We start from the raw sequence: 26,765 nt of genomic DNA, 5'->3' as shown, positions 1-26,765 counted from the left end.
AATCCCATGCTCGTAGACAGCCATTGTCATCTCGACCGCATAGACTTAAAACCCTATGGCGGCAACTTGGATTTAGCGGTACAAGCCGCAACAGAGCGCGGCGTTTCGAAGATGCTGTGTATAGGAATCGATTTAGGAAATGCGCCAACTGTTGTGGCGATCGCGGAGCGATTTCCGCAGATCTATGCCTCGGTCGGCGTGCATCCGCTCGATATCAGCGACGAAATTTGTTCAATACAAACCCTCACGGAATTGGCGAATCACCCGAAGGTCGTCGCTATTGGCGAAACAGGGTTAGATTATTACTACAGTAGCGAACGAAAAGTCGATCAGCAGTGGAGTTTTGCCCAACATCTTCAAGTATCTGCTTCCTGCGGTAAGCCCACCATCGTTCATACCCGCGATGCTCGCGAAGATACCTTGGCGATAATTGCTGAACATGGTTCTCCTGACGTTGGAGGGGTTCTGCACTGTTTTACTGAATCTTGGGAGATGGCAGAAGCCGCGATAGAAATGGGTTACTACATTTCCTTCTCGGGCATCATCACCTTTAAGAATGCTGAGGAGCTCCGCGAGGTAGTGCGACGTGTTCCTATAGAGCGCTTGTTGGTGGAGACTGATTCACCATATTTGGCGCCAGTGCCGTATCGGGGTAAAAAAAATGAGCCCAAGTACGTGGTAGAGGTTGCCGAGTGTGTGGCTGATCTCAAGGGTCTTTCTTATCAGGACGTATTGCAGCACACCACTCAAAATTTCGAGCGGCTTTTCCCTTTAACAAAGTAAATTAACGAAATTGCGGCAGGTCTATTCCGCCGAGGAGAAGTCCATTGAGCACAGAAAATTTATTGACTACGCCCTTGAATAGCTTGCACCGCGAGCTGTCAGCAAAAATGGTGCCCTTTGCTGGTTATGATATGCCGGTACAGTATCCAATGGGCGTACTTAAAGAACACTTACATGTGCGCAGCGCTGCGGGTTTATTCGACGTCTCCCATATGGGTCAAATTCGTGTGCGAGGGCCCAATGTGGCGCTCGAACTGGAGAAATTGATGCCGCAGGATGTACTTGGGCTACCTTTAAATCGACAGCGCTATGGTCTTCTCACAAATGACCGCGGCGGTATTCTCGACGATTTAATGTTCGCAAATTGTGGTGACTACTTTTTGCTCATTGTAAATGCGGCCTGTAAAGACCAGGATTTTGCTTGGTTGAGAAAACATCTGCCGGCAAGTATTGAAATGGAGTTGCTCGCAGATTATGGATTATTAGCCTTGCAGGGGCCGAGCTCACGCGACGTCCTTGCGCGTTTGGCGCCAGCTACTGCAAATATGATTTTTATGGATACCGCCGATTGCACAATCGAAGGTATACCCTGTTGGCTTAGTTGCTCGGGCTATACCGGCGAAGACGGCTTCGAGATTTCCGTTGCGCCTGAGCATACAGATTCACTAGCGCGAATTTTATTGGCGCAGCCTGAGGTTGAGTTTATTGGCCTAGGCGCTCGCGACTCGCTGCGTCTTGAGGCGGGCCTATGTTTATATGGCCACGATATGGATGACACCATCACCCCCATTACCGCTAATTTGCTGTGGTCTATTTCTAAGATTAGGCGGCCAAACGGTGAGCGCAACGGCGGATATCCTGGGGCGGAAGTGATTGCTGATCAGCTCGCCAATGGCGTATCTGAAAAACGGGTGCTACTTGATGTTGAGGGCAGGGCACCGGTTCGTGAAGGGGCGCAAATCGTTAATGGTGACGACCAGGTGTTGGGCTGGGTGAGCAGCGGTGGTTTTGGGCCAAGTATTGGACGGCCCGTGGTGATGGCTTATGTGGCAACGGCAGCTTTAGAATCAGGGCAGGAATTATTTGCCAGTGTCAGAGGCAAACAGTTGCCTGTTATTGTCCGGCAGTCATCCTTTGTTGAGCAGCGCTATCATCGCGGATAATTTACTGGGTAAAATCGAAAGAGGTCACGTGCGCAAATCGTTTACGACGTCGATCATCGAAGGTTTTTACGGCCGTCAGTGGAGCTGGGAGCAGCGCTATGCTTTGCCAGAGATGCTTGCTAGATGGGGATACAGCAGCTACGTCTATGCGCCGAAAGGCGATACTAGTTTGCGGCATAAATGGTCGCATGCCTTTTCTGGTGAGCAGTTCGCCAATTTTGAAAAGCTGGGTAGGGCATGTCATGCCGCGGATATCGCGTGGGGCTTAGGCTGGTCGCCGGTCGGCTTGCAGGCGAAATACGGTGTTAGTGAAAGGAAGAAATTAAAAAATAAAATTAATGAAATACAAAGGCTTAAGCCTGATATCTTATGGGTTTTATTCGATGATTTGCCTGCTGGAAATAAACGACTGGCAGAAAATCAGGTTGCGGTAGTCGGCGATATACAGCAGCAGCTACCTGATATACAGCTCGCCATGTGCCCGAGCTATTACAGTTTTGATCCCATACTCGAAGAGCTGTTTGGGGCATGTCCAGCGAACTACTTTCAAGATTTAAACGCCGGTCTCGCGCTAGATATTGATATATTGTGGACAGGGAATCGCGTCATTAGCGACGCGTATTCCGGCGACGATTGTCGGCGGGCAGCGGCGTTGCTTGGCAGAAAACCGCTCATTTGGGATAACTATCCCGTTAATGATGGCCGTAAAACCAGTCGGTTTTTGCATTTAGCCCCCTTTAGCGGGCGGTCGCCGGACATGGCTGGCTGGTGCCGCGGCCACGCGATAAACCCAATGAATCAATTTCATTTGTCCACTTTGGTCTTGCCAACGCTGGCCGACGTCTATACTTCAAAATCCAGCTACGACCCTGCGCTTGCTTTCGAGCGAGCAATTGCTGTTTTGCCGGACGAATTGGCAAAGTTAATTGCCCGGGATGCTAATCTTTTCCAGCAGCGGGGTTTAGACGGAATAGGGTCTGTGGAGAAAATTAGCCTAGTGGATGAGTATCGCAATATAGCGCATCCGGTAGCGATAGAGGTTTGCGATTGGCTAACTGAGGGCTACCAATTTGACCCCGCGTGTTTAACTGATTAATTGACTGCGGCGCTTGCCAAGATTTTAGTAATACGGTAGTTTTAGCACCCAATGTTTACATGGTAAACATAAAAGTATGGCAAATGCCGCCGCCACCACTCACTTTGAGGAACAAAAATGATTTATCAAGGCAAGGCGTTAACTGCAAAGTACCTGGATGATGGTATTGCGGAACTGTGTTTCGACCTGGAAGGTGACTCAGTAAATAAATTTAATCGGCTGACTCTAGAGGAGTTGGGTGAAGCCACTGCAGCTCTAGCTGCTGAGGCGAGTTTGAAAGGCGTACTCGTTACCAGTGGCAAATCGGTGTTCATCGTTGGCGCTGACATTACTGAGTTTACCGAGCTATTTAAGCTGCCAGATGCTGATTTGCGTGAGTGGGCGAGCAAGGCCAACGATATATTTAATGCTTTTGAAGATCTGCCGGTCCCTACCGTTGCCGCTATTAATGGTGTAGCGCTTGGCGGCGGATTTGAAATGTGTTTAGCCTGTGATTTTCGAGTCATGTCATCCGCCGCCATTGTGGGCTTGCCCGAGGTGAAGTTGGGAATAAACCCTGGTTTCGGTGGCACAGTAAGGTTGCCGCGGGTAATTGGTTGCGACAATGCAATGCTTTGGGTTGCTACGGGTAATCAGCAAAAGCCAGATGCAGCTCTTAAAGATGGTGGTGTAGATGCGGTCGTTGCGCCGGACGTACTGCATGAAGCGTCGTTAGACTTACTTAAAAATGCAATCGCCGGCGAGTTTGACTACCAGGCGCGTCGCACCGAGAAAACGTCACCAGTGAAGCTAAATGATATCGAACGTATGATGTCTTTCACTACCGGTAAGGCCATGGTTGCACAACAAGCTGGACGAAATATGCCGGCACCATTAACCGCTGCAAAGTCTATGGAGCGCAATGCGGGCTTAGGGCGTGCAGAGGCAATTGAGGTTGAGATTGACCATTTTATCAAGCTGGTTCGCACGCCGCAGTCGGCAGCATTAGTCGGTTTGTTTTTAAGTGAGCAGGCTGTTAGCAAGGCGGCTCGCGGTTTTGCAAAAGCTGGCGGCCATATTAAGCAGGCCGCGGTTTTGGGTGCTGGCATCATGGGCGGTGGTATCGCCTATCAATCGGCGTACAAGGGCACGCCTATATTGATGAAAGATATTGCTGACGCTGGTCTAGAGCTCGGTATGAAAGAAGCTGGCAAGCTGCTTGCTAAGCGCGTGTCGCGCGGTCGTATGACGGCGGATAAAATGTCCGCGGTATTAAACAGTATTCGCCCCTCCTTAAATTACGATGGGTTTGATAAAGCAGACGTTATTGTCGAAGCCGTAGTCGAGAACCCCAAAGTGAAGCGGGCAGTGCTGGCGGAAACAGAAAAGCATATTCGCAACGATGCGGTCTTGGCGTCAAACACTTCGACAATTTCTATTACTTATCTTGCGGAAGCACTTGAAAGGCCAGAGAATTTCTGTGGAATGCATTTCTTTAACCCAGTGCACGCTATGCCCTTGGTCGAGGTTATTCGCGGTGAGAAGACCAGCGATAGTACGGTAGCAAGGGTTGTAAAATACGCGCTGCAAATGGGCAAGACACCCATCGTAGTAAACGACTGCCCTGGCTTCTATGTGAACCGCGTTTTATTCCCGTATTTTGCCGGTTTTGACATGTTAGTCCGCGACGGTGCGGATTTCCGTAAAGTCGATAAGGTCATGGAAGGTTTCGGCATGCCGATGGGGCCTGCTTATCTGATGGATGTTGTCGGTATCGACACGGGTTACCACGCCGCAGAAGTCATGGCCGAAGGTTTCCCTGATCGTATGCGTCACGATTTTACCGGCATTTCGCAAATGATGTTTGAGGCCAAGCGCTACGGTCAGAAAAACGGCATCGGTTTCTACCGCTACGAAGAGGATGCCAAAGGCAAGCCTAAAAAATGCGAAGATGACAGTGCGCTCTCTATGGCAGAGTCTGCCAAGCAAGCTGCCGTGACATTGTCTGACGACGATATCATTGCACGCATGATGATCCCGATGTGCATTGAAACAGTACGCTGTATAGATGAAGGTATCTTACGTGATCCCGCTGATGCTGATATGGGCTTGGTGATGGGTATTGGTTTCCCCGTATTCCGTGGCGGCGCCCTGCGTTTCATCGATCAGATGGGTGCGAAAGCCTTCTGTGAAATGGCAGATCGCTACGCGGATCTTGGGCCGCTATACCAACCAACTGAAAGCCTTCGCCAAATGGCGAACAATGGCACTACGTTTTTCAAATAATCGGGCGGAGATATAACCATGACTTTTAAAGCAAATGATGTAGTAATCGTCGATTGCGCCCGTACTCCAATGGGGCGTTCAAAAAACGGTGTGTATAGAAATGTGCGGGCAGAAAATATGTCTGCATCTTTAATCGATAGCCTTCTAGCGCGTAATCCCGGCATTGATCCTGCTTTATTCGAAGATGTGATTTGGGGCTGTGTTAACCAGACCAATGAGCAGGGTTGGAATATTGCTCGCATGATTTCTGTGATGACCAAACTTCCGCATGAAGTAGCTGGGCAAACGGTAAGCCGTTTGTGTGGCTCCTCTATGTCGGCATTGCACACTGCAGCACAGGCCATCATGAGCGGCTACGGCGACACGTTTATGGTGGGTGGTGTTGAACACATGGGCCATTTGGCGATGAATCATGGTGTCGACCCCAATCCACAGGCCAGCAAATATGTTGCCCGCGCCGCCGGTATGATGGGAATGACCGCCGAGGCATTGGCGATGATGCATGGTATTGGTCGTGAGCAGCAAGATGAGTTCGGTTTGCGCTCGCATATGTTAGCTGCTGACGCGAGGGCTAATGGCCGCTTCGAGCGAGAAATTATTGCCATCGAAGGGCACGGTGATGATGGCCGTAAGATTCTGGTTAAGGATGACACCACTATTCGTCCAGAAACCACACTCGAAAGTCTTGCCCAGCTGCGTCCAGCGTTTGATCCGCGCAACGGTACTGTTACTGCGGGCACGAGTTCACAAATTGCAGATGGCGCCTCCGCAATGATCATGATGTCGGGTCAGCGTGCGATGGACTTAGGCTTGACTCCTCGCGCAAAAGTCACGGGCATGGCCGTCGCTGGCGTCGATCCGTCGATTATGGGCTATGGACCAGTGCCATCTACCCAAAAAGCGCTCAAACGTCTCGGTATGAGCATGGACGATATCGAAACAGTTGAGTTAAATGAAGCTTTCGCAGCACAGGCACTGCCTGTACTCAAAGACCTTAAGCTTTTAGATAAGATGGAAGACAAGGTAAACCTCAATGGGGGCGCTATAGCGCTTGGCCACCCATTTGGTTGCTCCGGTACACGTATTGTTACGACTTTGATCAATGTGATGGAGCAGCGCGACACCTCGGTTGGTCTTGCGACAATGTGCATTGGCATGGGGCAGGGCATTAGTACAATTATTGAGCGGGTGTAATACCCTGTTAAGGGCTGCTATTGCTCGAGATTTATACAATAGCGGCCTTTAACAATAATTGTTTGCTGGTCTGCTTGATCGCGCCCATGTGCTGTGGCACAATCTCGTTCCTCGCGGAGCCATGGTTCTGCGATATCATTTGTAAACCGTGATAATTCAATACCTTAAGACGGTTTTACAAGTACGCGGATGTGGTGAAATTGGTATACACGCCAGATTTAGGTTCTGGTGCCGCAAGGCGTGAGAGTTCGAGTCTCTCCATCCGCACCATTTCATAGAATTCTTTTAAATGGCCGCTTTAACGATATAGTGGCCATTTATGTTTAACAGCCCTGTTTTGAGGACCCCCCATGCAAGTCTCAGTTGAAACGACTTCTGGCCTAGAGCGTCGCCTGATAGTAGGCGTTCCTGCTGCGCGTATTGATAGTGCAGTTGATTCTCGCCTGCAAAATGCTGCGCGCACGGTAAAATTAGACGGCTTCCGTCCTGGTAAAGTCCCTATGCGTGTGGTGCGTCAGCGCTTTGGCGAATCGGTCCGCATGGAAGTACTTGGCGAAGTGATGAATGAAAGTTTTTACGAAGCGATTCAACAGCAGGGCTTAAAACCCGCAGGTCGTCCAAGCATTGAGCCGAAAAGTCTAGAAGCTGGCAAAGATGTTGAGTTTGTTGCGACTTTCGAGGTTTTTCCAGAAGTTGAAGCAAAGGATTACAGCGCAATTGAGGTTAAGAAGCCAGTAACCGAAATTACTGCCGCTGACATCGACAAAATGATTGAAAATCTCCGTCAGCAACGCGCCGAATGGCAACCCGTTGAGCGCGCCGCGGCTGAAGGCGATAAAGCAAATATTGATTACCTTGGCACCAAAGACGGTGTTCCTTTTGATGGCGGCAAGGCTGAAGGTAGTGATTTAGAGCTGGGTTCTGGCCGAATGATTCCTGGCTTCGAAGCTGGCGTAATCGGTATGTCTACGGGCGAAGAAAAAGTAGTTGCTCTGTCTTTCCCGGATGATTACCACAGTGAAGAGCTTAAAGGCGCTGCGGTTGAGTTCAAAATCACTCTAAATAGCGTTAGCGAGAAGCAGCTGCCAGAGCTTGATGCTGAGTTATTTGAAGCCTTTGGTGTAAAAGAGGGTGGTGAAGAGGCTTTTCGCGCAGAAGTAGAAAAAAATATGGCGCGTGAGTTGAAAAACGCGACAAAGTCCCGCATTAAGAATCAAGTGATGGAAGGTGTACTTTCCATCCATGCAGATCTCCAAGTGCCGAAAGCATTGGTTTCTCAAGAAATCGAAGCGCTTCGCAACCAGCAGATGCAGCAATTCGGTGCCATGGCAGAAAAACTGAATGCGGCCGATATCCTGCCAGATGAGCTTTTTCGTGAGAATGCGGAGCGTCGCGTTAAGCTGGGCTTGGTGTTGAACGAGCTGATCAGCATAGAAGGTATTAAGGCGGAAGAAGACAAAGTACGCGCTGCGCTTGAAGAAATGGCCGCAAGCTTTGAAGATAAAGACGAAATTATTAATTGGTATATGAGTAACCCACAGCAGCTTCAACAAATCGAAGGTATGGTTATTGAAGAAGAAGTGGTTGAAAAATTGCTTGAAAAATCGAAGGTTAGCGAAGAAACTTTAAGCTACGAAGAAATTATGTCGCCGCCAGCGCAAGAGGCAGAAGAATCCTAATTTGAATAAGGATACTCTGGCTTTTTCCGCTCAAGCGACTGAACGAAAGTTCCGTCGCTTGATTTTTTTCTGCTGGCCGTAAATTTAAAACATTTATTACGTACGGAAGAGTATTCAATATGTCGCGCAATTCGATTGATGGTTTTAACAGTAATGCTGTAACCAATTTAGGTTTAGTGCCTATGGTTGTAGAGCAAACGGCCCGTGGTGAACGTTCCTACGATATTTATTCCCGTTTGCTGAAAGAGCGCGTAATTTTTTGCGTTGGTCAAGTTGAAGACCATATGGCCAATCTCATTGTGGCTCAGCTACTTTTCCTTGAATCAGAGAATCCCGATAAAGACATTCACCTCTATATCAATTCGCCAGGTGGTTCGGTGACAGCGGGTTTGTCAATTTATGACACCATGAAGTTCATTAAGCCTGATGTGAGTACCATGTGTATTGGTCAAGCTGCGAGTATGGGCGCGTTTTTGCTGAGTGGCGGCGCTAAAGGTAAGCGCTTTATTGTGCCAAATGCCCGCACCATGATTCACCAGCCGAGTGGCGGTGCGCAGGGACAGGCCACGGATATCGATATTCAAGCGAGAGAAATCTTGATTATTCGTGAGAAGCTTAATCATTTAATGGCAGAGCACACTGGTCAGACATACGAAACTATCGCACGCGATACCGAGCGCGATAATTTTATGAATGCGCAGCAGTCTTGTGATTATGGTTTGGTCGATGAAGTACTATCTACCCGCGCTTAATAGCGTTTAGGGCGATATTCGACTTGATATCGGAATAGTTCAAACTTGCAAAAGTGGGTAAAAGGCGTCATCTTTACTTTAAGGTGATTCGATCATCCCGCAAAATTCGAACAAGGTAGGTATGAATGAGTAGTAAAGACGGCACAGATGATAACGGCAAACTGCTGTACTGTTCCTTCTGTGGTAAAAGCCAGCACGAAGTCCGCAAGCTAATTGCAGGGCCGTCTGTCTTCATCTGTGATGAGTGTGTCGATCTTTGCAATGACATCATTCGAGAGGAAGTTCAGGAAGCGGCAAGCGAGGCAGGGCGTGACAAGCTGCCAACGCCACAGGAAATCAATGGCACGCTGGATCAATATGTTATTGGCCAGTCGCGCGCCAAAAAAGTGTTGGCGGTCGCGGTCTATAACCATTACAAGCGGCTGCGTTACGGCGATAAACACAAAGATGACGTCGAACTGGGTAAAAGCAATATTTTGCTAGTGGGCCCAACGGGCAGCGGTAAGACATTGCTAGCGGAAACACTGGCGCGCTTACTTGATGTTCCCTTCACTATTGCGGATGCAACAACATTGACCGAAGCGGGTTACGTTGGTGAAGATGTTGAAAACATCATTCAGAAGTTGCTGCAAAAATGCGATTACGATGTAGAAAAAGCTCAAATGGGTATTGTCTATATTGATGAAATCGACAAGATTTCTCGCAAATCAGATAATCCGTCAATTACTCGTGACGTATCTGGTGAGGGCGTACAGCAGGCACTGCTTAAATTAATTGAAGGCACGGTTGCTTCGGTTCCGCCACAGGGTGGGCGCAAGCACCCTCAGCAGGAGTTTTTGCAGGTTGATACCTCAAATATCCTGTTTATCTGCGGCGGTGCCTTTGCGGGCTTGGATCGCGTTATTCGCGACCGGTCGGAGAAGGGCGGCATCGGTTTTAGTGCTGAGGTTAAAAGTAAGAATGAGGCGCGTAACGTTGGCGAAATCCTCGCTGACGTCGAACCTGATGATCTGGTGCGCTACGGCTTAATTCCAGAGTTTGTAGGCCGCTTACCGGTGATTGCGACTCTCGAAGAGCTGGATGTTGATGCTTTGGTTAGTATTTTAACCGAACCTAAGAATGCCTTAACCAAGCAATATGCGAAGCTGTTTGACATGGAGGGCGTTGAAGTAGACTTCCGAGAAGATGGTTTGCGCTCGGTGGCAGAGAAGGCCATGACGCGCAAAACCGGCGCCCGCGGTCTGCGCTCCATTTTAGAGTCGGTATTGCTAGATACTATGTATGATTTACCGTCTATGGATAACGTCAGCAAGGTCGTTATCGATGATTCGGTGATTAGGGGTGATTCTGCGCCGATATTGGTGTATCACAACACTGAGCAGCGCAAAGCGGCTCCTAAAGAGTAATCCCCGCGCTATCTAACGCCGCGAAATGTCAATTTTCGCGGCGTTTTCTTTTTTTTCCGTTTCTTTACAGTCAAGTCTTGTTTTTAACACGCCAAATCCCCATCTTAGAACTAAGCTGACTTTATAGTGGGCATATATTCACAATATGTGGATTGCACATCTGATCAACTAAGAGGAAATGTAATGGCTGACAAACACGACACATTGGAATTGCCACTGCTTCCTTTGCGCGACGTGGTGGTCTATCCCCACATGGTAATCCCGCTTTTTGTCGGTCGTGACAAATCGATTCGGGCCTTAGAGCTGGCTATGGCCAGCAATAAGGAAATTGTACTTGCGGCACAACGCAACCCAGACTTAGATGAGCCCGGTACCGATGATTTGTACGATATTGGTACTGTTGCGAACATTCTCCAGTTGTTAAAGCTCCCGGACGGCACCGTTAAGGTGTTGGTAGAGGGTAGCTATCGCGCGCAATTGAATGCAGTGACGGCTGAAGAAGACTATTTTAGTGCAGAAATCACCGAGATAGTTGGTGAGCAAATTGCCGCAGAAGAGTCCGAGGTAATGCTTCGTTCTGCTATCTCTCAGTTTGAGAAATACATTAATCTTAGTAAAAAAATCCCCGCTGAAGTTTTAACATCACTATCAGGTATAGATGAACCTGGTCGGCTGGGCGATACGATTGCCGCCCACATGGCCATGGAGTTAGAACAAAAGCAGGCTGTGCTTGAAATGGCCAATGAGCGCGAGCGCCTCGAGCATTTAATGGGCTTAATGGAAGCCGAAATCGATCTGTTTCAGGTAGAAAAACGTATTCGCGGTCGCGTTAAAAAGCAGATGGAAAAAAGTCAGCGCGAATACTACTTGAATGAACAAATGAAGGCGATTCAGCGAGAGCTCGGAGAGTCTGAAGAAGGTGTTAACGAGCTTGAAGAGCTCGAGAACCGCGTTCAAAAGGCGGGGATGAGCAAAGAGGCGCTTGAAAAGGCGAAAGCTGAATTAGCGAAACTTAAGATGATGTCGCCGATGTCGGCGGAAGCTTCAGTGGTGCGTGGTTATATAGATTGGTTAGTTAATATTCCTTGGCAGAAGCGTTCACGGGTTAAGCACGATCTCAAGCGCGCTCAAGAAATATTAGACGAAGATCACTACGGACTCGAAGAGGTTAAAGACCGAATTCTTGAATATCTCGCGGTACAAAAGCGGGTGAAAAAGGTAAAGGGCCCGGTGCTTTGTTTAGTTGGTCCGCCGGGGGTTGGTAAGACATCCCTGGGAGAGTCGATTGCCCGTGCAACTAATCGTAAATTTGTACGTATGGCCTTGGGTGGCGTTCGCGATGAAGCGGAGATTCGCGGTCATCGCAGAACGTATATTGGCTCAATGCCTGGCAAAGTTATCCAAAAAATGTCAAAAACAGCAGTGCGTAATCCACTGTTTCTGTTAGATGAAATAGACAAAATGGGTATGGATCATCGAGGCGATCCAGCGTCGGCCTTGCTGGAAGTGTTAGATCCGGAGCAGAATCACGCTTTCAACGACCACTATCTCGAGGTGGACTACGACTTGTCAGATATAATGTTTATCTGTACGTCAAACTCCTTGAATATTCCGCCGGCGCTAATGGACCGTATGGAAGTAATCCGGATTCCCGGCTATACGGAAGATGAAAAAATTAATATTGCTAGGCGTTACCTCATTCCCAAGCAATTGAAAAACAACGGTTTAAAAGTAAGCGAAGCTGAAATAGACGACGAAGCACTGCAAGATATCGTGCGTTATTATACCCGTGAGGCGGGTGTGCGCGGTTTAGAGCGTCAGGTCGCCAAAGTTTGCCGCAAAGTCGTTAAAAGTGTGGCCTTAAACGGCGACAGCGGCATTATTTCTGTCACGAGCGCTAATCTAGAAGATTATCTCGGTGTGCGTCGATACACCTTCGGCAAGGCTGAGGAAGAAAACAAAGTAGGGCAGGTTACCGGATTGGCTTGGACTCAAGTTGGCGGTGAACTCCTAACTATTGAAGCGGTTTCGGTGGTTGGTAAGGGGCGGCACATTAAAACGGGCTCGCTCGGTGATGTCATGCAGGAGTCTATCCAGGCGGCAACGACGGTCGTTAGAAGCCGTTCTAAGCGTCTAGGTATCCCCGCTCGTTATCACGACCGACATGACATACATATCCATATGCCTGAGGGAGCTACGCCTAAAGACGGCCCTTCAGCGGGTATTGGTATGTGCACGGCGCTGGTTTCGGTGATTACCGGCATTCCCGTGCGCTCCGATGTGGCAATGACGGGTGAAATTACCCTTCGCGGTCAAGTTTTAGCGATCGGTGGTTTAAAAGAAAAGCTACTTGCGGCTCACCGTGGCGGCATAAAAACCGTTATAATACCGCTGGAAAACGAGCGGGATCTGAAAGAAATTCCGGAAAATATAAAGGCCGATTTAGAAATTCGACCAGTAAAATGGATTGATGAGGTTCTAGATATCGCGCTGGAAAGTCTTCCAGAGGAAATTTCTGAAGAAGCGTACCTTGCAGGTGTTGACGAAAGTCATAAAAACGTAGATGGGAACGGCGATATTCTTGGCGAGTCGCGTGCAAACGCACACTAGGCGCAGAGATATCTTGACCATATACGGCGCAGTTGGTATAAATCCCACTCTTTACGCATATGGCCTTTTCGGCCGATGTGTATGTTTGTGACGGTCACCAGTCAGTTAATGTAAAAATATTTTTTATAACAATTTGAAGGGGAAGAATAAGTGAATAAATCTGAGCTAATCGACGCTATCGCAGAATCTGCAGATTTGTCTAAAGCCGCAGCAGGCCGCGCATTGGATGCAGCCGTAGAAGCTATTACTAATGCACTGAAATCAGATGATTCAGTTTCTTTGGTAGGTTTCGGCACGTTTAGTGTTAAAGACCGCGCAGCACGTACTGGTCGCAATCCACAAACTGGCGCACCAATTGAAATTTCAGCAGCAAAAATCCCAAGCTTCAAAGCGGGTAAAGCGCTGAAAGATGCCTGCAACTAGGGTATAGATTGCCATTCCGGTTAATTCCGGGGGCCGTAGAGGTACAACCTCTTACAGAAGGCGCATCGAGAGGTGCGCTTTTTTTTTGATTCAGAGTCAGGTTTAGCATAGATGCTGCAAAATATTCGCAATAATATCCAGGGTACAGCGGCCAAAGTCATCATCGCGATAATCATAGTGCCTTTTGCACTTTTCGGGATTGACAGCTTATTCAGTAGTTCAGCACCTTCTGCGGCTGCGGTCGTCAATGGTGAAAAGATTTCAGAGGCGGAGCTACAGCAAGCCATAACGCTGCAAAAGCGCCGTCTATTAAGCATGATGGGTGATCAAATTGATCCCGCTATGCTCGACGATGCAATACTTCGTAAACCTGCCTTAAATACACTAATAAAGCAGCAATTACTTCTGCAGGCTGCACAAGCAGAAGACATTGAAATTTCAAATGCTCAGCTCAACGCCACCATTGCGGCTATGCCGCAATTTGAGGAGGATGGCCGTTTCTCTCAAGAGCGCTACGAGCAAGTGTTGCGTATGCAAGGCTATAACAGCAGTTTCTTTAAGCAACTTTTGAAATCAGATTTAACAATTCAACAATTATCAACGGCGGTTGCCGGCTCAGCTTTTATTAGTGAAGCAGAGTTATCTAGATCGGTTGGCTTGCTTTATGAATCACGCGATTTTCACTATATAAATGTACCCTTAGCGAATTACAGCAAGGATGTCAGTGTCAGTGATGAAGAAGTTGCTAGCTATTATGCTAATAACGCAGAGTCCTTTTTAAGTGAAGAGCAGGTGCGCTTTTCTTATATAGAACTCACTGAGCAACAGTTTTATGAACCCGTGTCGGAAGACCAAGTTCAAGCTGAATATCAGCGGATGGTCGATATTAGCGATGCTCAGGTAGAGCGTGAAGCAGCGCACATATTGTTGGACATAAACGATGAGCGTAGTCGCGAAGACGCTTTAGCGACGTTACAAAAAATACGCGCAGATATTGTCGCTGGTGCTGATTTTGGCGTCGAAGCCAAAAAAATCTCAGTAGATGCAGGCTCCGCCGGCAATGAAGGCTTATTGGGATTCACTAGTGGCGAAAGTTTCCCCGCTGAGTTTGAAGAGGCATTAGCTAACTTGGCGGTAGGTGAAGTGTCGCCCGTTGTCGAAACCGAGGCTGGGCTTCATCTAATTAAGCTCGTCAGTATCCGTAAACCTGAGGTGCAAAGTATCGAGGAGGCTCGTTTAAATATAACCGAGCAACTTCGCGCACAAAAGGCTCAGCCTCGATTAGTCGGAGCGGTAGATACCTTAAAAGATTTGGTATTCAATGCCGAAAGTCTTGCAATGCCTGCCAAGGAAATGGACTTAAGTGTCGAGCAAGGCGAATGGCTCAGTAAGAACTCAGACGAGGGGCTATTCAGTTTCCCCAGTGTGAAACAAGCTGCGTTTAATCCTGAGCTCCGTAGCCAGGGGTTAAATAGCGATGTGATCGAGCTCTCGCCCGAACGTTACGTTGTTATTCATATAGAAGAATACAAAGCACCCGAGCCAAAAGCGCTTGAATCAGTGCGGAATGAAATTAAAAGCGTATTGTCTGAGAATAAGGCCGAGGCAGCTGCTGAGATTAAGGCAAGTGAAATACAAGCTGAATTGATTGCAGGTGGTCGTGCCGAGGCTGTTGCTAAGGAGCAGGGTTTAAACTGGAACGCGGTATTAGATGGAAAGCGCAGTGATATAAATATCGATTCCGGAATCCGCAATCAGGCGTTTGCAATGCCCCGCCCAGATTCTAATGCTAGCGTTAGTACCTTGCGAAAGAACAACGGCGACCGGGTAGTTTTGCAACTGCTGGACGTTCGCTACGGAGACCTTTCAGCATTAAATGAAAGTGTTGCTCTAGAAGCTAAAAAGAACGCATATCGTAATAAATCATCTCAGGAATTTTCCGCTTACTTTAATAGTCTGTGGGAGAGCGCCGAGATTAAAATTAATTGAAGTAATGTGCTTGCCACGTTTGGAAATGGAGCGTAGCAAGCAACTGGATATATAAAAATAATGAATTCCGCTGTAGAAAAAAGATCGTCCTTATCTGGACACGTTGATGTTTGGTATTGCTTTACCGATGACGCGCGCCTCAATAGTAAATTAGCTCAGTATGAAGCTATGTTGTCCCCTGCGGAGCAGCAACAGTATCAATTGTTGATGCATGGCAGTAATGACAGAGATTATCTCGTTAGTCGTGCGCTATTGCGTACTGTGTTGTCGGAATACTGCAATCTGGCTCCTGAAGATATTGGCTTCTGTGTTAATGCTTACGGGAAGCCGGAGTTAAGCAATAGTGAGGAGCTGGGGTTAATCCAATTTAATACCGCTCACACCAGTGGTCTAACTGTATGTGTTGTTACGCGAGAAAGTGATATTGGAATCGATGTTGAAAGTCCTGCGGAAAACCGTGGCATTCTCAATATGGCCGATGATTATTTCTCAGCATCTGAATTACAGTCATTGAACAGTCGTGCAGATGATCAACAGCTTGATTACTTCTATCGCTATTGGACTTTAAAAGAAGCGTATATCAAAGCGCGCGGAGAGGGTTTATCGATCCCGCTACACGATTTCTCAATCGTATTAGATGAGCAGGGTGCGTTTAGCGAATTTGTCGGCCCAGAAGCTGATCGATGGGATTTTAGTATTGTCTGTAAAAATTTGAACTTCACTGCGGCCATCGCTTTGGGCCGAAAAATAAACAGTATTACGTATTTCCATAGCATTCCATTGGTAAAGCAATTGGAGCTAAGTGCTGAGGAGGCGTTTAACAATTTTCCAGTTAGCGGTAGCGGTCAACGCAATCGTATGATTGGGTGAAAAATCGAGGATTAGTTTGTGTATAAAGTTTTAACGCTTAATCAAATTTCAACAAAAGGCCTACAGCGCTTACCTCGCGAAAGCTATGAGATTGCCAGTGAATTCACTACGCCAGACGCTATTCTTCTTCGCAGCCATAAATTACAAGCGGACGATATTGCTACGACTGTTAAAGCAATTGGTCGGGCCGGAGCGGGAACAAATAATATTCCGGTTGGTGCCTGCACGGAACGTGGTATCCCTGTATTCAATAGCCCGGGTGCTAATGCGAATGCAGTTAAAGAATTAGTCATTGCAGGTTTAGCGTTGGGCTCGCGCGGTATCATGCAAGGGGTATCTTATGTCAATTCACTTGGACATATGACTGATGCCAGCGAAATGGCCAAGTTGCTCGAAAAAGAGAAAAAGCGTTTCAAGGGGAATGAACTTGCAGGCCGCACACTTGGTGTCGTCGGCCTTGGTGCGATAGGTTCAATGATTGCAAACGCTGCACTGAGCTTGGATATGGACGTTGTCGGCTATGATCCTGCGCTTTCTGTAGACGCAGCTTGGCGTTTACCTAGCTCCGTAAAGAAGATGGAGAATATCACTAGTTTGTTTGCTAAAGCGGATTACATTACGCTTCACCTACCGGTGCTGGATTCCACACGCGGCATGGTGAACGCTGAATTGTTAGCTGCGTGTAAGCCAGGAGCTTGCCTGCTGAATTTTGCGCGTGAGGAGATTGTCAGCGTCGATGCTGTGATCGCCGCGCTTGATAAAGGTCAGCTCCGTCAGTTTATTACTGATTTCCCCGTTCCATCTTTAATCGGCCGCGAAGACGTCATATTGATGCCGCATATTGGCGCGAGCACTGACGAGGCAGAAGATAATTGCGCGGTGATGGCTGCAGAGCAAATCGCGGATTTTCTTCAGAATGGCAATATAAAGAACTCTGTTAACTTTCCTAATCTTCAGTTAGAGCGCAGCGGCCACTGCAGATTGGCGATCGCCAACCACAACGTCCCTAAAATTCTAGGCAGTATTTTAGGTATATTGGCGGATGCTAATATCAATATTGTGGATATGCTAAATAAGAGTCGCGACGAAATTGCCTACAACCTTATTGATCTGGGCGGCGATGTCGGTGCGGAACTCGTAGGCGAACTCGCTGCTCTGGAAGGTGTGATTAATGTGAGGGTAATTTATTAATTACTACTTATAAGAGTAGGAGGGGGATTGGTGGCGACATTATCGAGTATAGAAACCTTATTGCGTGATCAACGCGGTGCGCCCCCTATTGATAAATGGCATCCGGAGTTGAGTGGTGATATTGATATCGTGATAAAAGCGGATGGTCGCTGGATTCATGAGGGTGGTGAGATAAAGCGCCATAAATTAGTCAAACTTTTTTCCTCAATATTGCGCCGCGAAAATGATGGCGAATATTATTTAGTAACGCCTGTTGAAAAATGGCGAGTCACGGTTGAAGACCTTCCCCTGTTAATCATCGATTTTGAGTGTAGTGATTTAAGCTCCGGCCAGCGTATTGTGCTGAAAACTAATGTGGATACTTGGTTCGAGCTTGGTGCGGAGCATCCTTTAGTGGTGGATATTGACCCTGTTACACAGGAGCCTAAACCCTCTGTGCATTTGTCCCACGGCCTACAAGCTAGAATTAATAGAGCCAGTTTTTATAAATTAGTAGAAATGGCTGAGTGTAAAAATGAGTATTTAGTGTTGGAAGCAGGTGGGGCTGAGTTTGAGCTTGGTAGCGTATAAAACCGGTTTAGCGCAATATTTGAACGGTTTAAAATAAAAAAAGGGCAGCTTAAGCTGCCCTTTTTAATTACATATTGGGATAGTTGGGACCACCCAAACCTTCAGGTGTGACCCACACAATATTCTGAGCGGGGTCTTTAATATCACAGGTTTTACAGTGGACACAGTTTTGACCGTTGATCTGAAAGCGCGGTCCATTTTCATCTTCAATCACTTCATAAACGCCCGCCGGACAGTAGCGTTGAGCGGGCTCGGCATATTTCGGTAAATTGTCACGAATAGGTAGCGCTGGATCTTTCAGGGTCAGATGGCAGGGCTGGTCTTCTTCGTGATTCGTGTTTGACAAGAAGACAGAGGTTAAACGGTCAAAGGTGATTTTATTATCCGGCTTGGGATAAGTAATCTTCTTCGATTCCGCCGCAGGCTTCATTTCTGCATGGTCAGGGTGGGTGTCACTTAATGTCCACGGCAACTTACCACCAAAGATATTAAGATCAAGGAAGGCGTAAGCTGAGCCAAAAAAGTTGCCCAATTTGTGCTGTGCTGGACCAAAGTTACGTTGCTCGTAGAGCTCTTTGTAAACTGACGAGGCTTCGAAGGCCGTGGTATATTCGCTTAATTCTGCGCCGGTGGCTTCGTTCTCGGTGATTGCCTTGTGAACTACTTCCGCGGCAATCATGCCTGATTTCATCGCCGTGTGGCTGCCTTTAATTTTGGCAAAGTTCAGCGTGCCGGCATCACAGCCAATCAGTAAGCCGCCGGGGAAGGTCATTTTGGGTAGTGACTGCAAACCACCTTTGGCGATGGCGCGGGCGCCATAAGAAATACGCTCACCACCTTCTAAGTATTGCATTACCTTAGGGTGCTTTTTAAAGCGTTGAAATTCTTCAAAGGGCGATAAGTATGGGTTGTCGTAGCAAAGATCGGTAATCAAACCAATCGACACTTGATTGTCTTCAATGTGGTAAAGGAAGCTACCACCAGCCGCACCATTTTCAGCAAGAGGCCAGCCTGCGGCATGCATTACTTTGCCTTCTTCGTGCTTGGCTGGATCGATTTTCCAAAGCTCTTTAATACCAATGCCGTAATGCTGGGGGTCTTTGCCGGCATTCAGGTCAAACTTTTCCATCAGGCGCTTGCCAAGGTGGCCGCGGCACCCTTCTGCGAATAGTGTGTATTTGGCGTGAAGTTCCATGCCTGGCATATAGCTGTCTTTATGGCTGCCATCTTCAGCAATACCCATATCGCCAGTAACAACACCCTTTACACTGCCGTCTTCATGGAATAGTACATCTGCAGCTGCGAATCCAGGGTATATTTCCGCACCCATCCCCTCGGCTTGCTCTGCCATCCAGCGGCACAAATTACCAAGGCTAATAATGTAGTTGCCTTCATTGTGCATGGTTTTAGGGACGGCAAAACCAGGAACTTTGATCGCTTTCTCCGCACTGGTCATATAGTAAATGTCGTCACCAGTGACCGGCGTATTGAGCGGGGCGCCTTTTTCTTTCCAGTCTGGGAATAGCTCGTTCAGAGCAGTGGGTTCAAAAACCGCACCTGACAAGATATGGGCGCCGACTTCTGAGCCTTTTTCTACAACGCAAACGCTGATATCCTTTCCGGTGCTTTCGCTTAACTGACGAATTTTACACGCCGCAGCTAAACCGGCGGGACCAGCCCCAACGATTAGGACGTCAAACTCCATTGATTCGCGTTCCACAGACTCTCTCCTCTGTATGCATTACCAGCATTGCCCTTATTTTGGGGCATTAATCACTGATGGAAAGCGCGAATTATAAAACTTGAGCCCTTAAAACGCTACTTTAGCACTGCTTTAATTCCTTACTTATTTCTTATTGTTTCCGTAGATACAGTAAAAAAAACCTTTTTTAAACAAAACCTTATTAAGCTTGCATCAAAATAAGATTCGCTTTCGGATAGTTGTTATTCGTGTCGTGAATATACTGCTTTTATTGACCTTAGGTCTTATAAGCGTCAATATAACGGCGCTTTGAAAAGGGGCTTTATCCGGATGGGACTGATTAATCGTTCCACAGCGTAGGGATATAAAGCCATTCCTATTAATTTACGCGTGTACTGGGGAATCCATGAAGGTTCTGGTTGCTGTCAAACGAGTAGTTGACTACAACGTAAAAGTACGTCCGAAATCGGACGGTACTGGCGTTGATCTGAATAATGTAAAAATGGCTATTAATCCATTTTGCGAAATTGCCATTGAAGAGGCCGTACGTCTGAAAGAAAAAGGCGTGGTAACTGAAATAGTTGCTGTCTCAATTGGTGCTAAAGTATGCCAAGAGCAGATTCGTACTGCTTTGGCCTTGGGCGCTGATCGCGGTATTTTGGTAGAGACAGACGTTGAAGTTCAGCCTTTAGCGATCGCTAAATTGCTGAAAGCCGTTGTCGACAAAGAAGAGCCAAAAATGGTTATTCTTGGCAAACAGGCTATCGATGGCGATAACAATCAAACTGGACAAATGCTGGCTGCATTAACTGGCATGTCGCAGGGTACATTTGCGTCAGAAGTCGTTGTTGAAGGCGATAGCGTTACTGTTACCCGTGAAGTTGATAGCGGCTCACAGGTTGTTAAATTGGCATTGCCTGCGGTTGTAACAACTGACCTGCGCTTGAATGAGCCACGTTACGCATCGCTGCCAAATATTATGAAGGCAAAGAAGAAGCCTTTAGACACTATGACACCAGAAGAGCTAGGTGTTGAAGTGGCTCCTCGAGTGACCACCTTGAAGGTTGAGCCGCCTGCAGAACGTCAAGCGGGTATTAAAGTTGCAGACGTTGCTGAACTTGTTGATAAGCTGAAAAACGAGGCGAAAGTAATCTGATGAGTATTTTAATTCTTGCAGAACACGATAACGCCTCTATTAAAGGCGCTACGTTAAATACAGTTGCTGCTGCAAAAGCAATTGGTGGCGACATTACTGTTCTTGTTGCTGGTGAGGCTTGTGGCGCTGCTGCGGAAGCGGCGGCTAAGATTGAAGGCGTTAGCAAAGTGCTAGTTGCTGACAATGCTGCCTACGGTCACCAACTCGCTGAAAATGTGAGCCTTTTGGTAGCTGAGCTTGGCAAAGACTATGGCTACATTTTAGCGCCAGCAACGACTAACGGTAAAAACACCTTACCGCGTGCTGCTGCACTGCTAGATGTTGCGCAAATTTCTGAAATTATCTCGGTTGAAAGCGCAGACACGTTCAAGCGTCCAATCTACGCAGGTAACGTAATTGCAACCGTCCAGTCTTCTGATGCGATTAAGGTCATTACTGTTCGTACCACTGCTTTCGACGCAGTTGCTGCAGAGGGTGGTAGTGCATCGGTAGAAGCAGTTGCGAGCGCGCATGATGCTGGTAAGTCAAGCTACGTTCGTGAAGAAGTTGCTAAGAGCGATCGCCCAGAACTGACTGCAGCAGGCATTGTCGTATCTGGTGGTCGCGGCATGCAAAATGGCGACAACTTCGCTATGTTGTATTCTTTGGCTGACAAGCTTGGTGCAGCGGTGGGTGCTTCACGCGCAGCTGTTGATGCAGGCTTTGTACCTAACGATATGCAGGTCGGTCAGACTGGTAAAATCGTTGCTCCTGGCTTGTATATTGCCGTTGGTATTTCTGGCGCGATACAGCATTTGGCCGGTATGAAAGACTCGAAAGTCATTGTTGCTATTAACAAAGACGAAGATGCGCCGATCTTCCAGGTTGCAGATTACGGTCTAGTTGCAGATTTGTTTGACGCTGTTCCAGAGCTAGATTCAAGCCTGTAAACAATTGCAAACATGCAGTGAAATAAGCCCGGTATAAAAACCGGGCTTTTTTTTGCCTGTTTAAAGCTGTTTTATGGAATAGTTTTTGATCTCAAAGGTCACAACTGTTCATATAAAATAAATTTCTGTATTTATCCGTTTTGAGCTTAGTATTTGTTATAAGTTATTTAAACACTGCAAAAGCAAAAGGAGTTAGTCATGAAAAAACTAGTATGTGCCTTAGCCTTATTACTTCCGATGGGCGGGCTGAATGCACTTGAACTAGTCAAAGAGGCGTCGGTTTTAAATTTTGTAACGGTCAAAAACGACGCGGTAGCAGAGTTGATGAGTTTCTCATCACTGACCGGCAGTATTGATGACGCCACCGGTAAAGCAGAGTTAATTGTTGATTTGTCTAGCGTAGAAACTGGTATCGATATTCGAAACGATCGCATGCGCGAGCACTTGTTTCAGATTGATAAATTTCCAAGCGCGACATATAGCGCAACGGTCGAAATGGCGAACTTAAATGCCATGGCTGTCGGGGAGCAAAAAAATATTGAATTACGGGGTGAGCTTAAGCTTCACGGTAAGACGGCGCCTGTCGTTTTCGAGGTGATTGTCACCAAGCGTAGCGATGAAAGCTTCCATGCGGCAACAAGCTCGCCAGCGTTTATTAGTGCCAATAGCTTCGAACTAGCGCCTGGTATCGGTAAGCTTCGCAGTTTGGCTGGGTTGCAAAATATTGATTTGGTTGTGCCCGTCACTTTCTCGGTGGTATTTCAGTAAAAAATACGCGGCGAGAGATTAGTCTCGCCGCAATTTATCTGAAATCCCGATGGGCGTAGGGTAGTTAAACACCACAATATACGAGGAAACGACAAAGCTAATAATAGCGGTGGCCTGAATTAAGTGTGATGCCTCCTGCCCAATTAACACCATTTCCGCTGCCACATAGGCAATTAACAATGAGAACTCACTAATCTGCCCCATGCGAAACCCGAGATCCCACGCTAGTTTTTTAGTCTCACTCATACCGTGAATGAGGTAGCGGAAAATGATCGGTTTTAAGGTGAGGACGAGGCCGGCAAGTATCACCGCAGGTAAAAGGATTGCGGAAAGTAGACTTAAGTCGAAGCGTGCACCAAGTGAAAAGAAAAATAAAATTAAGAAAAAGTCCCTCAATGGTTTTAGGCTGATTGCGATGTATTGTGAAATTGGACTTGTTGCCAAACTGATACCAGCCAAAAAAGCGCCAATTTCTGCAGATAGTCCCAGCGCATGTGCGGCCTCGCTCATACCCAAGCACCAGCCAATTGCCAGTAGAAATATATATTCGTGGAACCGGTCAAAGCGCATAAGCATTGGTAACAACACATAGCGAACTGAACCGAAGGCAAATAAAATCATTGCGGGAAGGGCGGCAAGCGTGGTCAGTAAATTGGTGAATGAAAATTCACCCTGACTCATACTGAATAAAACGAGTAACACAAAAATCGCGATTATGTCTTGTAATAGTAGTAAGCCCACCATCAGTTCGCCCGTGTGACGATGATGAAGCGCAGTTGTTGGCAGGAGTTTTATGCCGATGATGGTGCTAGAAAACATCATCGCTGCGCCGACAATAAGGCTTTCTGTCATGCTAAAGCCAAAATTGTAGGCGAGTACAAAGCCAATGGCGGCAAACGCGAGGGAGCTTGCAAGCGCAACCACCGTCGCTTTTTTCAGGGTGCTTAGCAAGGCTTTGGGTTGCATATCCAAGCCGAGCAGAAACAGCAAAAAAATAATGCCAAATTCGGCAATTTCGGCGAGCAGCTTTAAATCAGTGACCCAGCCAGTTCCATAGGGACCGATGATGGCACCCAAGGCAATGTAGGCGATTAATAGCGGTTGTCTTGTGTAAAGGGCGATTGACGCAAGTACCGCCGCACCGCTGAATATCATAAAAAAAGATGAGGTCAGGCTGGCGTCCACGCGTGATTCCCTCAATGTGTGGCGGAAAAAGCATCATCACACAGGCTGGCGCTACGAAACAATACTGGAAATAAAAAATGCCGTCATTTAGACGGCATTGTGGCTTCACTTACAATATGGGTATTTAGCGGCGGCGAAACAGTGGCAGCTTTTGATCGATGCCCACTTGGTATGACTCAGAAAAATCCTGGAAGCTTGCCAGCGACTCTTCAAGGTCAGCGGTCTCCAACGCAAAGCTATTGAAGCCGCAGCGATTAAGGAAATACAGTTGATCGCGAATGAAGTCGCCTATTGCTCGCAAGTCGCCCGTAAAACCTAATTGCTCGCGCAATTCGCGGCCATAGGAAAAGCCACGGCCGTCAGCAAATTTCGGAAAATCCACTGCGATAAGGCCTAGCTCGTTTACGTCATTGCCAAGCGCTTTTGGTGATTCATCGCTGGCAAGAAAGACAGCAACATCACCCATAGACTTGAGGGCTTCCTTGTTGCTCAGCCATAAGCTCAAAGGAACAATGTACCCAGCGGTTTCTGGAAGGGTCTCAGTGTCGCGCCATACTTGCCAACTATCGTCACAAATTTGTTGGTCTTTAATAATCTTAGGCATAGGCGCGCTCCTTGAAGGGGTCAATGCCAACGCGACGGAATGTATCTAAAAAGCGTTCTTCTGGCTGGCGTAGATTTACATATGTTTCCAATACTTTTTCAATAACATCCGGCACTTGATCTTGCGCAAAGGATGGGCCGAGAATTGAACCGATAGATGCATTTAAACCTTGGCTACCGCCAAGGGACACCTGATAAAACTCTTGGCCTTTCTTGTCTACGCCCAATATTCCAATATTTCCAATATGATGGTGGCCACACGCGTTCATGCATCCAGATATATTGAGTTCAATCTCGCCGAGGTCGTATACGTAATCGATATCATCGAAGCGGCGCTGAATGGCTTCCGCGATAGGTATCGATTTCGCATTGGCTAAAGAGCAGAAATCACCGCCTGGGCAGCAAATAATGTCATTTAGGGTGCCTACGGTGGGAGAGGCAACTTCTAGGGCGACAAGTTCTTTCCAGAGTGCAAAAAGATCGCGTTGTTTTACATCTGGCAATACTAGGTTTTGCTGGTGGGTGCTGCGTATTTCACCAAAGCCATAGCGTTCAGATAGATCTGCAACCGCTTCGAATTGTTCAGCGGTGATATCCCCTGGTGCGACGCCAACGGTCTTCAGCGCCAAGGTAACGATACGATAGCCAGACACCTTGTGTTCATGGGTGTTGTGTTGCAACCAGCGTGCAAAGTCAGCACTTTCTAGCGCGAGGGCCTGCATGTCCTCTTGCGCTAGCGTTTGGTAGCTAGGCGGTACAAAAAAGGATTTGGCGCGCTCGATTTCTTCGTCGGTTAGGCTCAGCGCGCCATCCTTGATGTGTGCCCACTCTTTTTCGACTTCCGCTTTAAACGCCTCGGCGCCCATCGCGCGCACTAAGATTTTTATTCGAGCTTTAAATTTGTTGTCGCGACGACCGAGCTGATTGTATACCCGCAATATGGCTTCGAGATAGGTGAGCAGGTGCTCAGGTTCTAAACTATCGTGAATAAGGCTGCCGATAACCGGTGTGCGTCCCAAACCGCCACCGACAAATACCTTAAACGCGGTTTTGCCTTCAGCGTCATGAGTAATCTGCAAGCCGATGTCGTGCATCATTATAGCTGCGCGATCTGATTCTGAGCCGCACACCGCAATTTTAAATTTGCGTGGTAAGAACGCAAACTCGGGGTGAAAGGTTGACCACTGACGAATGATTTCACAATACGGGCGGGCATCTTCAATCTCATCTGCCGCGACGCCAGAAAATTGATCGGCAGTCGTATTGCGAATGCAATTACCGCTGGTTTGCACGGCATGCATTTCAACTTCGAGCAGTTCAGCCAATATATCGGGTACTTCCTCCAGCTTTGGCCAGTTTAACTGCACGTTTTGACGCGTGCTGATATGCGCATAGCCTTTGTCGTATTTGCGGCTAATATGGGCAAGCTTACGCAATTGGTTTGCGTTTAACGTGCCATAGGGCACAGCGATGCGCATCATGGGCGCAAGGCGCTGCACGTATAGGCCATTTTGCAAACGCAGTGGCAAAAATTGCTCATCCGTTATTTTTCCATCGAGATAGCGCTGAGTCTGATCGCGAAACTGCGCGACGCGCTGACTGACAATCTGACGGTCAAAGTTGTCGTAAGTGTACATAGAAACCTTTGTCTAAAGAGTTTTGGCGGGTAGTAGCGCGCTATGCTGCGCTGCTTAAAAAAACGCTCCGCATTTTACGCTGAAAATCACCTGAGATCACGTTTTACGGCCGTAATGGTAAAGAGTAAAGCGGCAATGTGCTAACTGATTTTGTGGGTAATGCTTATACGGTGTTCAGGTAAGCCCTTGGTAAGTCGGCAGTGCGGGAGGGGGCAGGCGCTATTTAATTTGCCCATGCAGTCCTAATTATCTGCGAATATCCCTATTGCTGCGAATAAAAGCTAACCAAGAAAGTATTTTTTGCTACAATGTCGTCGAATTTATCTGCCGAACTTCGGCGTCTTTTTACTCGTATTATGAGGCTCCCATGTCTGATCAAACTCAAGAACAGCGTGAAGACGATTTTGCTGATGTCTGCGCCGCTGTTGCTATTTTAGTTCTCGTTGTCGGCACTGTTGTATATTGGCTGCAAGGCATGCCGACTTAGAACCATGTTGACGTCATAAAAAAAGCCGCGTTTGCGGCTTTTTTTATGACTGAATATCAAGACGCAGTCTTATTTCAAGACTATTTGCACGATGGTATAGACGGTGGCGATAAAGACGCCAACGAAAATAATCGCGGTAATGACGTAGTTTCTAAAGCGGCCATGGGTGAAGTCGCGTTCTCGATTTTTACTGCTCTGCACACCAAAAGCCGCCGAAATTACGCTTCCAATAACTGCAATTGGGCCAGGCTTCTTGGTGTCGTCGTCGGAATCTGTCATTTATAACTCCTATCAATATTCAATTCGT

The 26,765-nt window shown here is 47.4% G+C and carries 23 protein-coding genes and 1 tRNA gene; 19 read left to right on the top strand and 5 right to left on the bottom strand.

Translation table 11 applies throughout. The features are described from left to right. The first annotated feature begins 6 nt into the window (after positions 1–6). The 15 genes from KXJ70_RS00285 to KXJ70_RS00215 all read left to right on the top strand — a co-directional run bounded on the left by KXJ70_RS00285 (position 7) and on the right by KXJ70_RS00215 (position 17,991). Entirely contained in the window at positions 7–783 is a 777-nt protein-coding gene (locus tag KXJ70_RS00285; protein ID WP_219041479.1) for a TatD family hydrolase, read from the top strand. Positions 784–827: 44 nt separating this feature from the next. Then, a complete protein-coding gene (gene gcvT / locus KXJ70_RS00280) occupies positions 828–1,946 on the top strand; it encodes a glycine cleavage system aminomethyltransferase GcvT (RefSeq protein ID WP_219041478.1) in 1,119 nt (372 codons plus the stop codon). Continuing rightward, a complete protein-coding gene (locus tag KXJ70_RS00275; protein ID WP_219041477.1) occupies positions 1,873–3,042 on the top strand; it encodes a beta-N-acetylglucosaminidase domain-containing protein in 1,170 nt (389 codons plus the stop codon). Before gcvT ends, KXJ70_RS00275 begins: the two co-directional genes overlap by 74 nt. Before the next feature lie 117 nt (positions 3,043–3,159). Beyond that, positions 3,160–5,307, top strand: a complete 2,148-nt coding sequence (fadB, locus tag KXJ70_RS00270; protein WP_219041476.1) for a fatty acid oxidation complex subunit alpha FadB — start codon at positions 3,160–3,162, stop codon at positions 5,305–5,307. Between the two features lie 18 nt (positions 5,308–5,325). Beyond that, positions 5,326–6,501, top strand: a complete 1,176-nt coding sequence (gene fadA / locus KXJ70_RS00265; RefSeq protein ID WP_219041475.1) for an acetyl-CoA C-acyltransferase FadA — start codon at positions 5,326–5,328, stop codon at positions 6,499–6,501. Between the two features lie 185 nt (positions 6,502–6,686). After that, a tRNA-Leu gene (locus tag KXJ70_RS00260) sits at positions 6,687–6,771 on the top strand. 80 nt (positions 6,772–6,851) lie between these two features. Next, a complete protein-coding gene (tig, locus tag KXJ70_RS00255) occupies positions 6,852–8,180 on the top strand; it encodes a trigger factor (RefSeq protein ID WP_219041474.1) in 1,329 nt (442 codons plus the stop codon). 119 nt (positions 8,181–8,299) lie between these two features. Then, positions 8,300–8,932, top strand: a complete 633-nt coding sequence (gene clpP / locus KXJ70_RS00250; protein WP_219041473.1) for an ATP-dependent Clp endopeptidase proteolytic subunit ClpP — start codon at positions 8,300–8,302, stop codon at positions 8,930–8,932. A 125-nt stretch (positions 8,933–9,057) separates the two neighbouring features. Beyond that, positions 9,058–10,338 carry an ATP-dependent Clp protease ATP-binding subunit ClpX gene (gene clpX / locus KXJ70_RS00245; RefSeq protein WP_219041472.1) on the top strand — a complete coding sequence of 427 codons (1,281 nt, stop codon included), beginning with the start codon at positions 9,058–9,060 and terminating at the stop codon, positions 10,336–10,338. Positions 10,339–10,521: 183 nt separating this feature from the next. Further along, positions 10,522–12,948, top strand: coding sequence for an endopeptidase La (gene lon, locus KXJ70_RS00240; protein WP_219041471.1), 2,427 nt, complete (start codon positions 10,522–10,524; stop codon positions 12,946–12,948). A gap of 150 nt (positions 12,949–13,098) precedes the next feature. Further along, positions 13,099–13,371, top strand: coding sequence for a non-specific DNA-binding protein Hbs (gene hbs / locus KXJ70_RS00235; RefSeq protein WP_103684697.1), 273 nt, complete (start codon positions 13,099–13,101; stop codon positions 13,369–13,371). Between the two features lie 111 nt (positions 13,372–13,482). Further along, positions 13,483–15,360: a SurA N-terminal domain-containing protein gene (locus KXJ70_RS00230; RefSeq protein ID WP_219041470.1), complete on the top strand. Its 1,878-nt coding sequence runs from the start codon at positions 13,483–13,485 to the stop codon at positions 15,358–15,360. Between the two features lie 60 nt (positions 15,361–15,420). Further along, entirely contained in the window at positions 15,421–16,230 is an 810-nt protein-coding gene (locus KXJ70_RS00225; RefSeq protein ID WP_219041469.1) for a 4'-phosphopantetheinyl transferase family protein, read from the top strand. An 18-nt stretch (positions 16,231–16,248) separates the two neighbouring features. Further along, positions 16,249–17,421 carry a phosphoglycerate dehydrogenase gene (locus tag KXJ70_RS00220; RefSeq protein WP_219041468.1) on the top strand — a complete coding sequence of 391 codons (1,173 nt, stop codon included), beginning with the start codon at positions 16,249–16,251 and terminating at the stop codon, positions 17,419–17,421. Positions 17,422–17,451: 30 nt separating this feature from the next. After that, on the top strand, positions 17,452–17,991 hold the full coding sequence (locus KXJ70_RS00215; RefSeq protein ID WP_219041467.1) for a DUF1285 domain-containing protein: 540 nt from the start codon (positions 17,452–17,454) through the stop codon (positions 17,989–17,991). Between the two features lie 67 nt (positions 17,992–18,058). On the opposite strand, the gene KXJ70_RS00210 is transcribed toward KXJ70_RS00215, so the two are convergent. Then, positions 18,059–19,711, bottom strand: a complete 1,653-nt coding sequence (locus tag KXJ70_RS00210) for an electron transfer flavoprotein-ubiquinone oxidoreductase (protein ID WP_219041466.1) — start codon at positions 19,709–19,711, stop codon at positions 18,059–18,061. Between the two features lie 388 nt (positions 19,712–20,099). On the opposite strand from KXJ70_RS00210, the gene KXJ70_RS00205 reads away from it, so the two are divergent. From KXJ70_RS00205 to KXJ70_RS00195, 3 genes are all read left to right on the top strand, one after another. Further along, positions 20,100–20,849: an electron transfer flavoprotein subunit beta/FixA family protein gene (locus KXJ70_RS00205; RefSeq protein WP_219041465.1), complete on the top strand. Its 750-nt coding sequence runs from the start codon at positions 20,100–20,102 to the stop codon at positions 20,847–20,849. Then, positions 20,849–21,778, top strand: a complete 930-nt coding sequence (locus KXJ70_RS00200; RefSeq protein ID WP_219041464.1) for an electron transfer flavoprotein subunit alpha/FixB family protein — start codon at positions 20,849–20,851, stop codon at positions 21,776–21,778. Before KXJ70_RS00205 ends, KXJ70_RS00200 begins: the two co-directional genes overlap by 1 nt. Positions 21,779–21,976: 198 nt before the next feature. Further along, positions 21,977–22,546 carry a YceI family protein gene (locus tag KXJ70_RS00195; protein ID WP_219041463.1) on the top strand — a complete coding sequence of 190 codons (570 nt, stop codon included), beginning with the start codon at positions 21,977–21,979 and terminating at the stop codon, positions 22,544–22,546. Between the two features lie 18 nt (positions 22,547–22,564). Here KXJ70_RS00195 and KXJ70_RS00190 read toward each other — a convergent pair whose 3' ends face one another. The 3 genes from KXJ70_RS00190 to KXJ70_RS00180 form a co-directional block, all read right to left on the bottom strand. After that, the gene (locus tag KXJ70_RS00190) at positions 22,565–23,731 is read right to left on the bottom strand and encodes a cation:proton antiporter domain-containing protein (RefSeq protein WP_219041462.1); all 1,167 of its coding nucleotides are present in this window, start codon (positions 23,729–23,731) and stop codon (positions 22,565–22,567) included. A 124-nt stretch (positions 23,732–23,855) separates the two neighbouring features. Next, positions 23,856–24,335, bottom strand: coding sequence for a DUF934 domain-containing protein (locus KXJ70_RS00185; RefSeq protein ID WP_219041461.1), 480 nt, complete (start codon positions 24,333–24,335; stop codon positions 23,856–23,858). Further along, a complete protein-coding gene (locus KXJ70_RS00180) occupies positions 24,328–25,971 on the bottom strand; it encodes a nitrite/sulfite reductase (RefSeq protein ID WP_219041460.1) in 1,644 nt (547 codons plus the stop codon). The genes KXJ70_RS00185 and KXJ70_RS00180 overlap by 8 nt, the downstream gene beginning before the upstream one ends. Before the next feature lie 367 nt (positions 25,972–26,338). On the opposite strand from KXJ70_RS00180, the gene KXJ70_RS00175 reads away from it, so the two are divergent. Continuing rightward, positions 26,339–26,458 (top strand): methionine synthase, encoded by a 120-nt coding sequence (locus KXJ70_RS00175; RefSeq protein WP_219041459.1) that lies wholly within the window; start codon positions 26,339–26,341, stop codon positions 26,456–26,458. Positions 26,459–26,527: 69 nt separating this feature from the next. On the opposite strand, the gene KXJ70_RS00170 is transcribed toward KXJ70_RS00175, so the two are convergent. Further along, the gene (locus tag KXJ70_RS00170) at positions 26,528–26,737 is read right to left on the bottom strand and encodes a DUF2970 domain-containing protein (RefSeq protein ID WP_219041458.1); all 210 of its coding nucleotides are present in this window, start codon (positions 26,735–26,737) and stop codon (positions 26,528–26,530) included. Positions 26,738–26,765: the final 28 nt, after the last annotated feature.

The sequence above is a fragment of the Zhongshania aquimaris genome, assembly GCF_019312595.1.
GTDB lineage: Bacteria > Pseudomonadota > Gammaproteobacteria > Pseudomonadales > Spongiibacteraceae > Spongiibacter > Spongiibacter aquimaris.
The sequence above is the reverse complement of the archived record's forward strand: the minus strand, read 5'-3'. Positions and strand labels throughout refer to the sequence as shown.

Excerpts from the sequence above, each read along its gene's own strand:
- KXJ70_RS00285 (WP_219041479.1), top strand. The coding sequence starts at position 7 with ATGCTCGTAGACAGCCATTGTCATCTCGACCGCATAGACTTAAAACCC.
- fadB (WP_219041476.1), top strand. The coding sequence starts at position 3,160 with ATGATTTATCAAGGCAAGGCGTTAACTGCAAAGTACCTGGATGATGGT.
- fadA (WP_219041475.1), top strand. The coding sequence starts at position 5,326 with ATGACTTTTAAAGCAAATGATGTAGTAATCGTCGATTGCGCCCGTACT.
- tig (WP_219041474.1), top strand. The coding sequence starts at position 6,852 with ATGCAAGTCTCAGTTGAAACGACTTCTGGCCTAGAGCGTCGCCTGATA.
- clpP (WP_219041473.1), top strand. The coding sequence starts at position 8,300 with ATGTCGCGCAATTCGATTGATGGTTTTAACAGTAATGCTGTAACCAAT.
- clpX (WP_219041472.1), top strand. The coding sequence starts at position 9,058 with ATGAGTAGTAAAGACGGCACAGATGATAACGGCAAACTGCTGTACTGT.
- lon (WP_219041471.1), top strand. The coding sequence starts at position 10,522 with ATGGCTGACAAACACGACACATTGGAATTGCCACTGCTTCCTTTGCGC.
- KXJ70_RS00230 (WP_219041470.1), top strand. The coding sequence starts at position 13,483 with ATGCTGCAAAATATTCGCAATAATATCCAGGGTACAGCGGCCAAAGTC.
- KXJ70_RS00225 (WP_219041469.1), top strand. The coding sequence starts at position 15,421 with ATGAATTCCGCTGTAGAAAAAAGATCGTCCTTATCTGGACACGTTGAT.
- KXJ70_RS00205 (WP_219041465.1), top strand. The coding sequence starts at position 20,100 with ATGAAGGTTCTGGTTGCTGTCAAACGAGTAGTTGACTACAACGTAAAA.
- KXJ70_RS00200 (WP_219041464.1), top strand. The coding sequence starts at position 20,849 with ATGAGTATTTTAATTCTTGCAGAACACGATAACGCCTCTATTAAAGGC.
- KXJ70_RS00195 (WP_219041463.1), top strand. The coding sequence starts at position 21,977 with ATGAAAAAACTAGTATGTGCCTTAGCCTTATTACTTCCGATGGGCGGG.
- KXJ70_RS00185 (WP_219041461.1), bottom strand. The coding sequence starts at position 24,335 with ATGCCTAAGATTATTAAAGACCAACAAATTTGTGACGATAGTTGGCAA.
- KXJ70_RS00180 (WP_219041460.1), bottom strand. The coding sequence starts at position 25,971 with ATGTACACTTACGACAACTTTGACCGTCAGATTGTCAGTCAGCGCGTC.
- KXJ70_RS00175 (WP_219041459.1), top strand. The coding sequence starts at position 26,339 with ATGTCTGATCAAACTCAAGAACAGCGTGAAGACGATTTTGCTGATGTC.
- KXJ70_RS00170 (WP_219041458.1), bottom strand. The coding sequence starts at position 26,737 with ATGACAGATTCCGACGACGACACCAAGAAGCCTGGCCCAATTGCAGTT.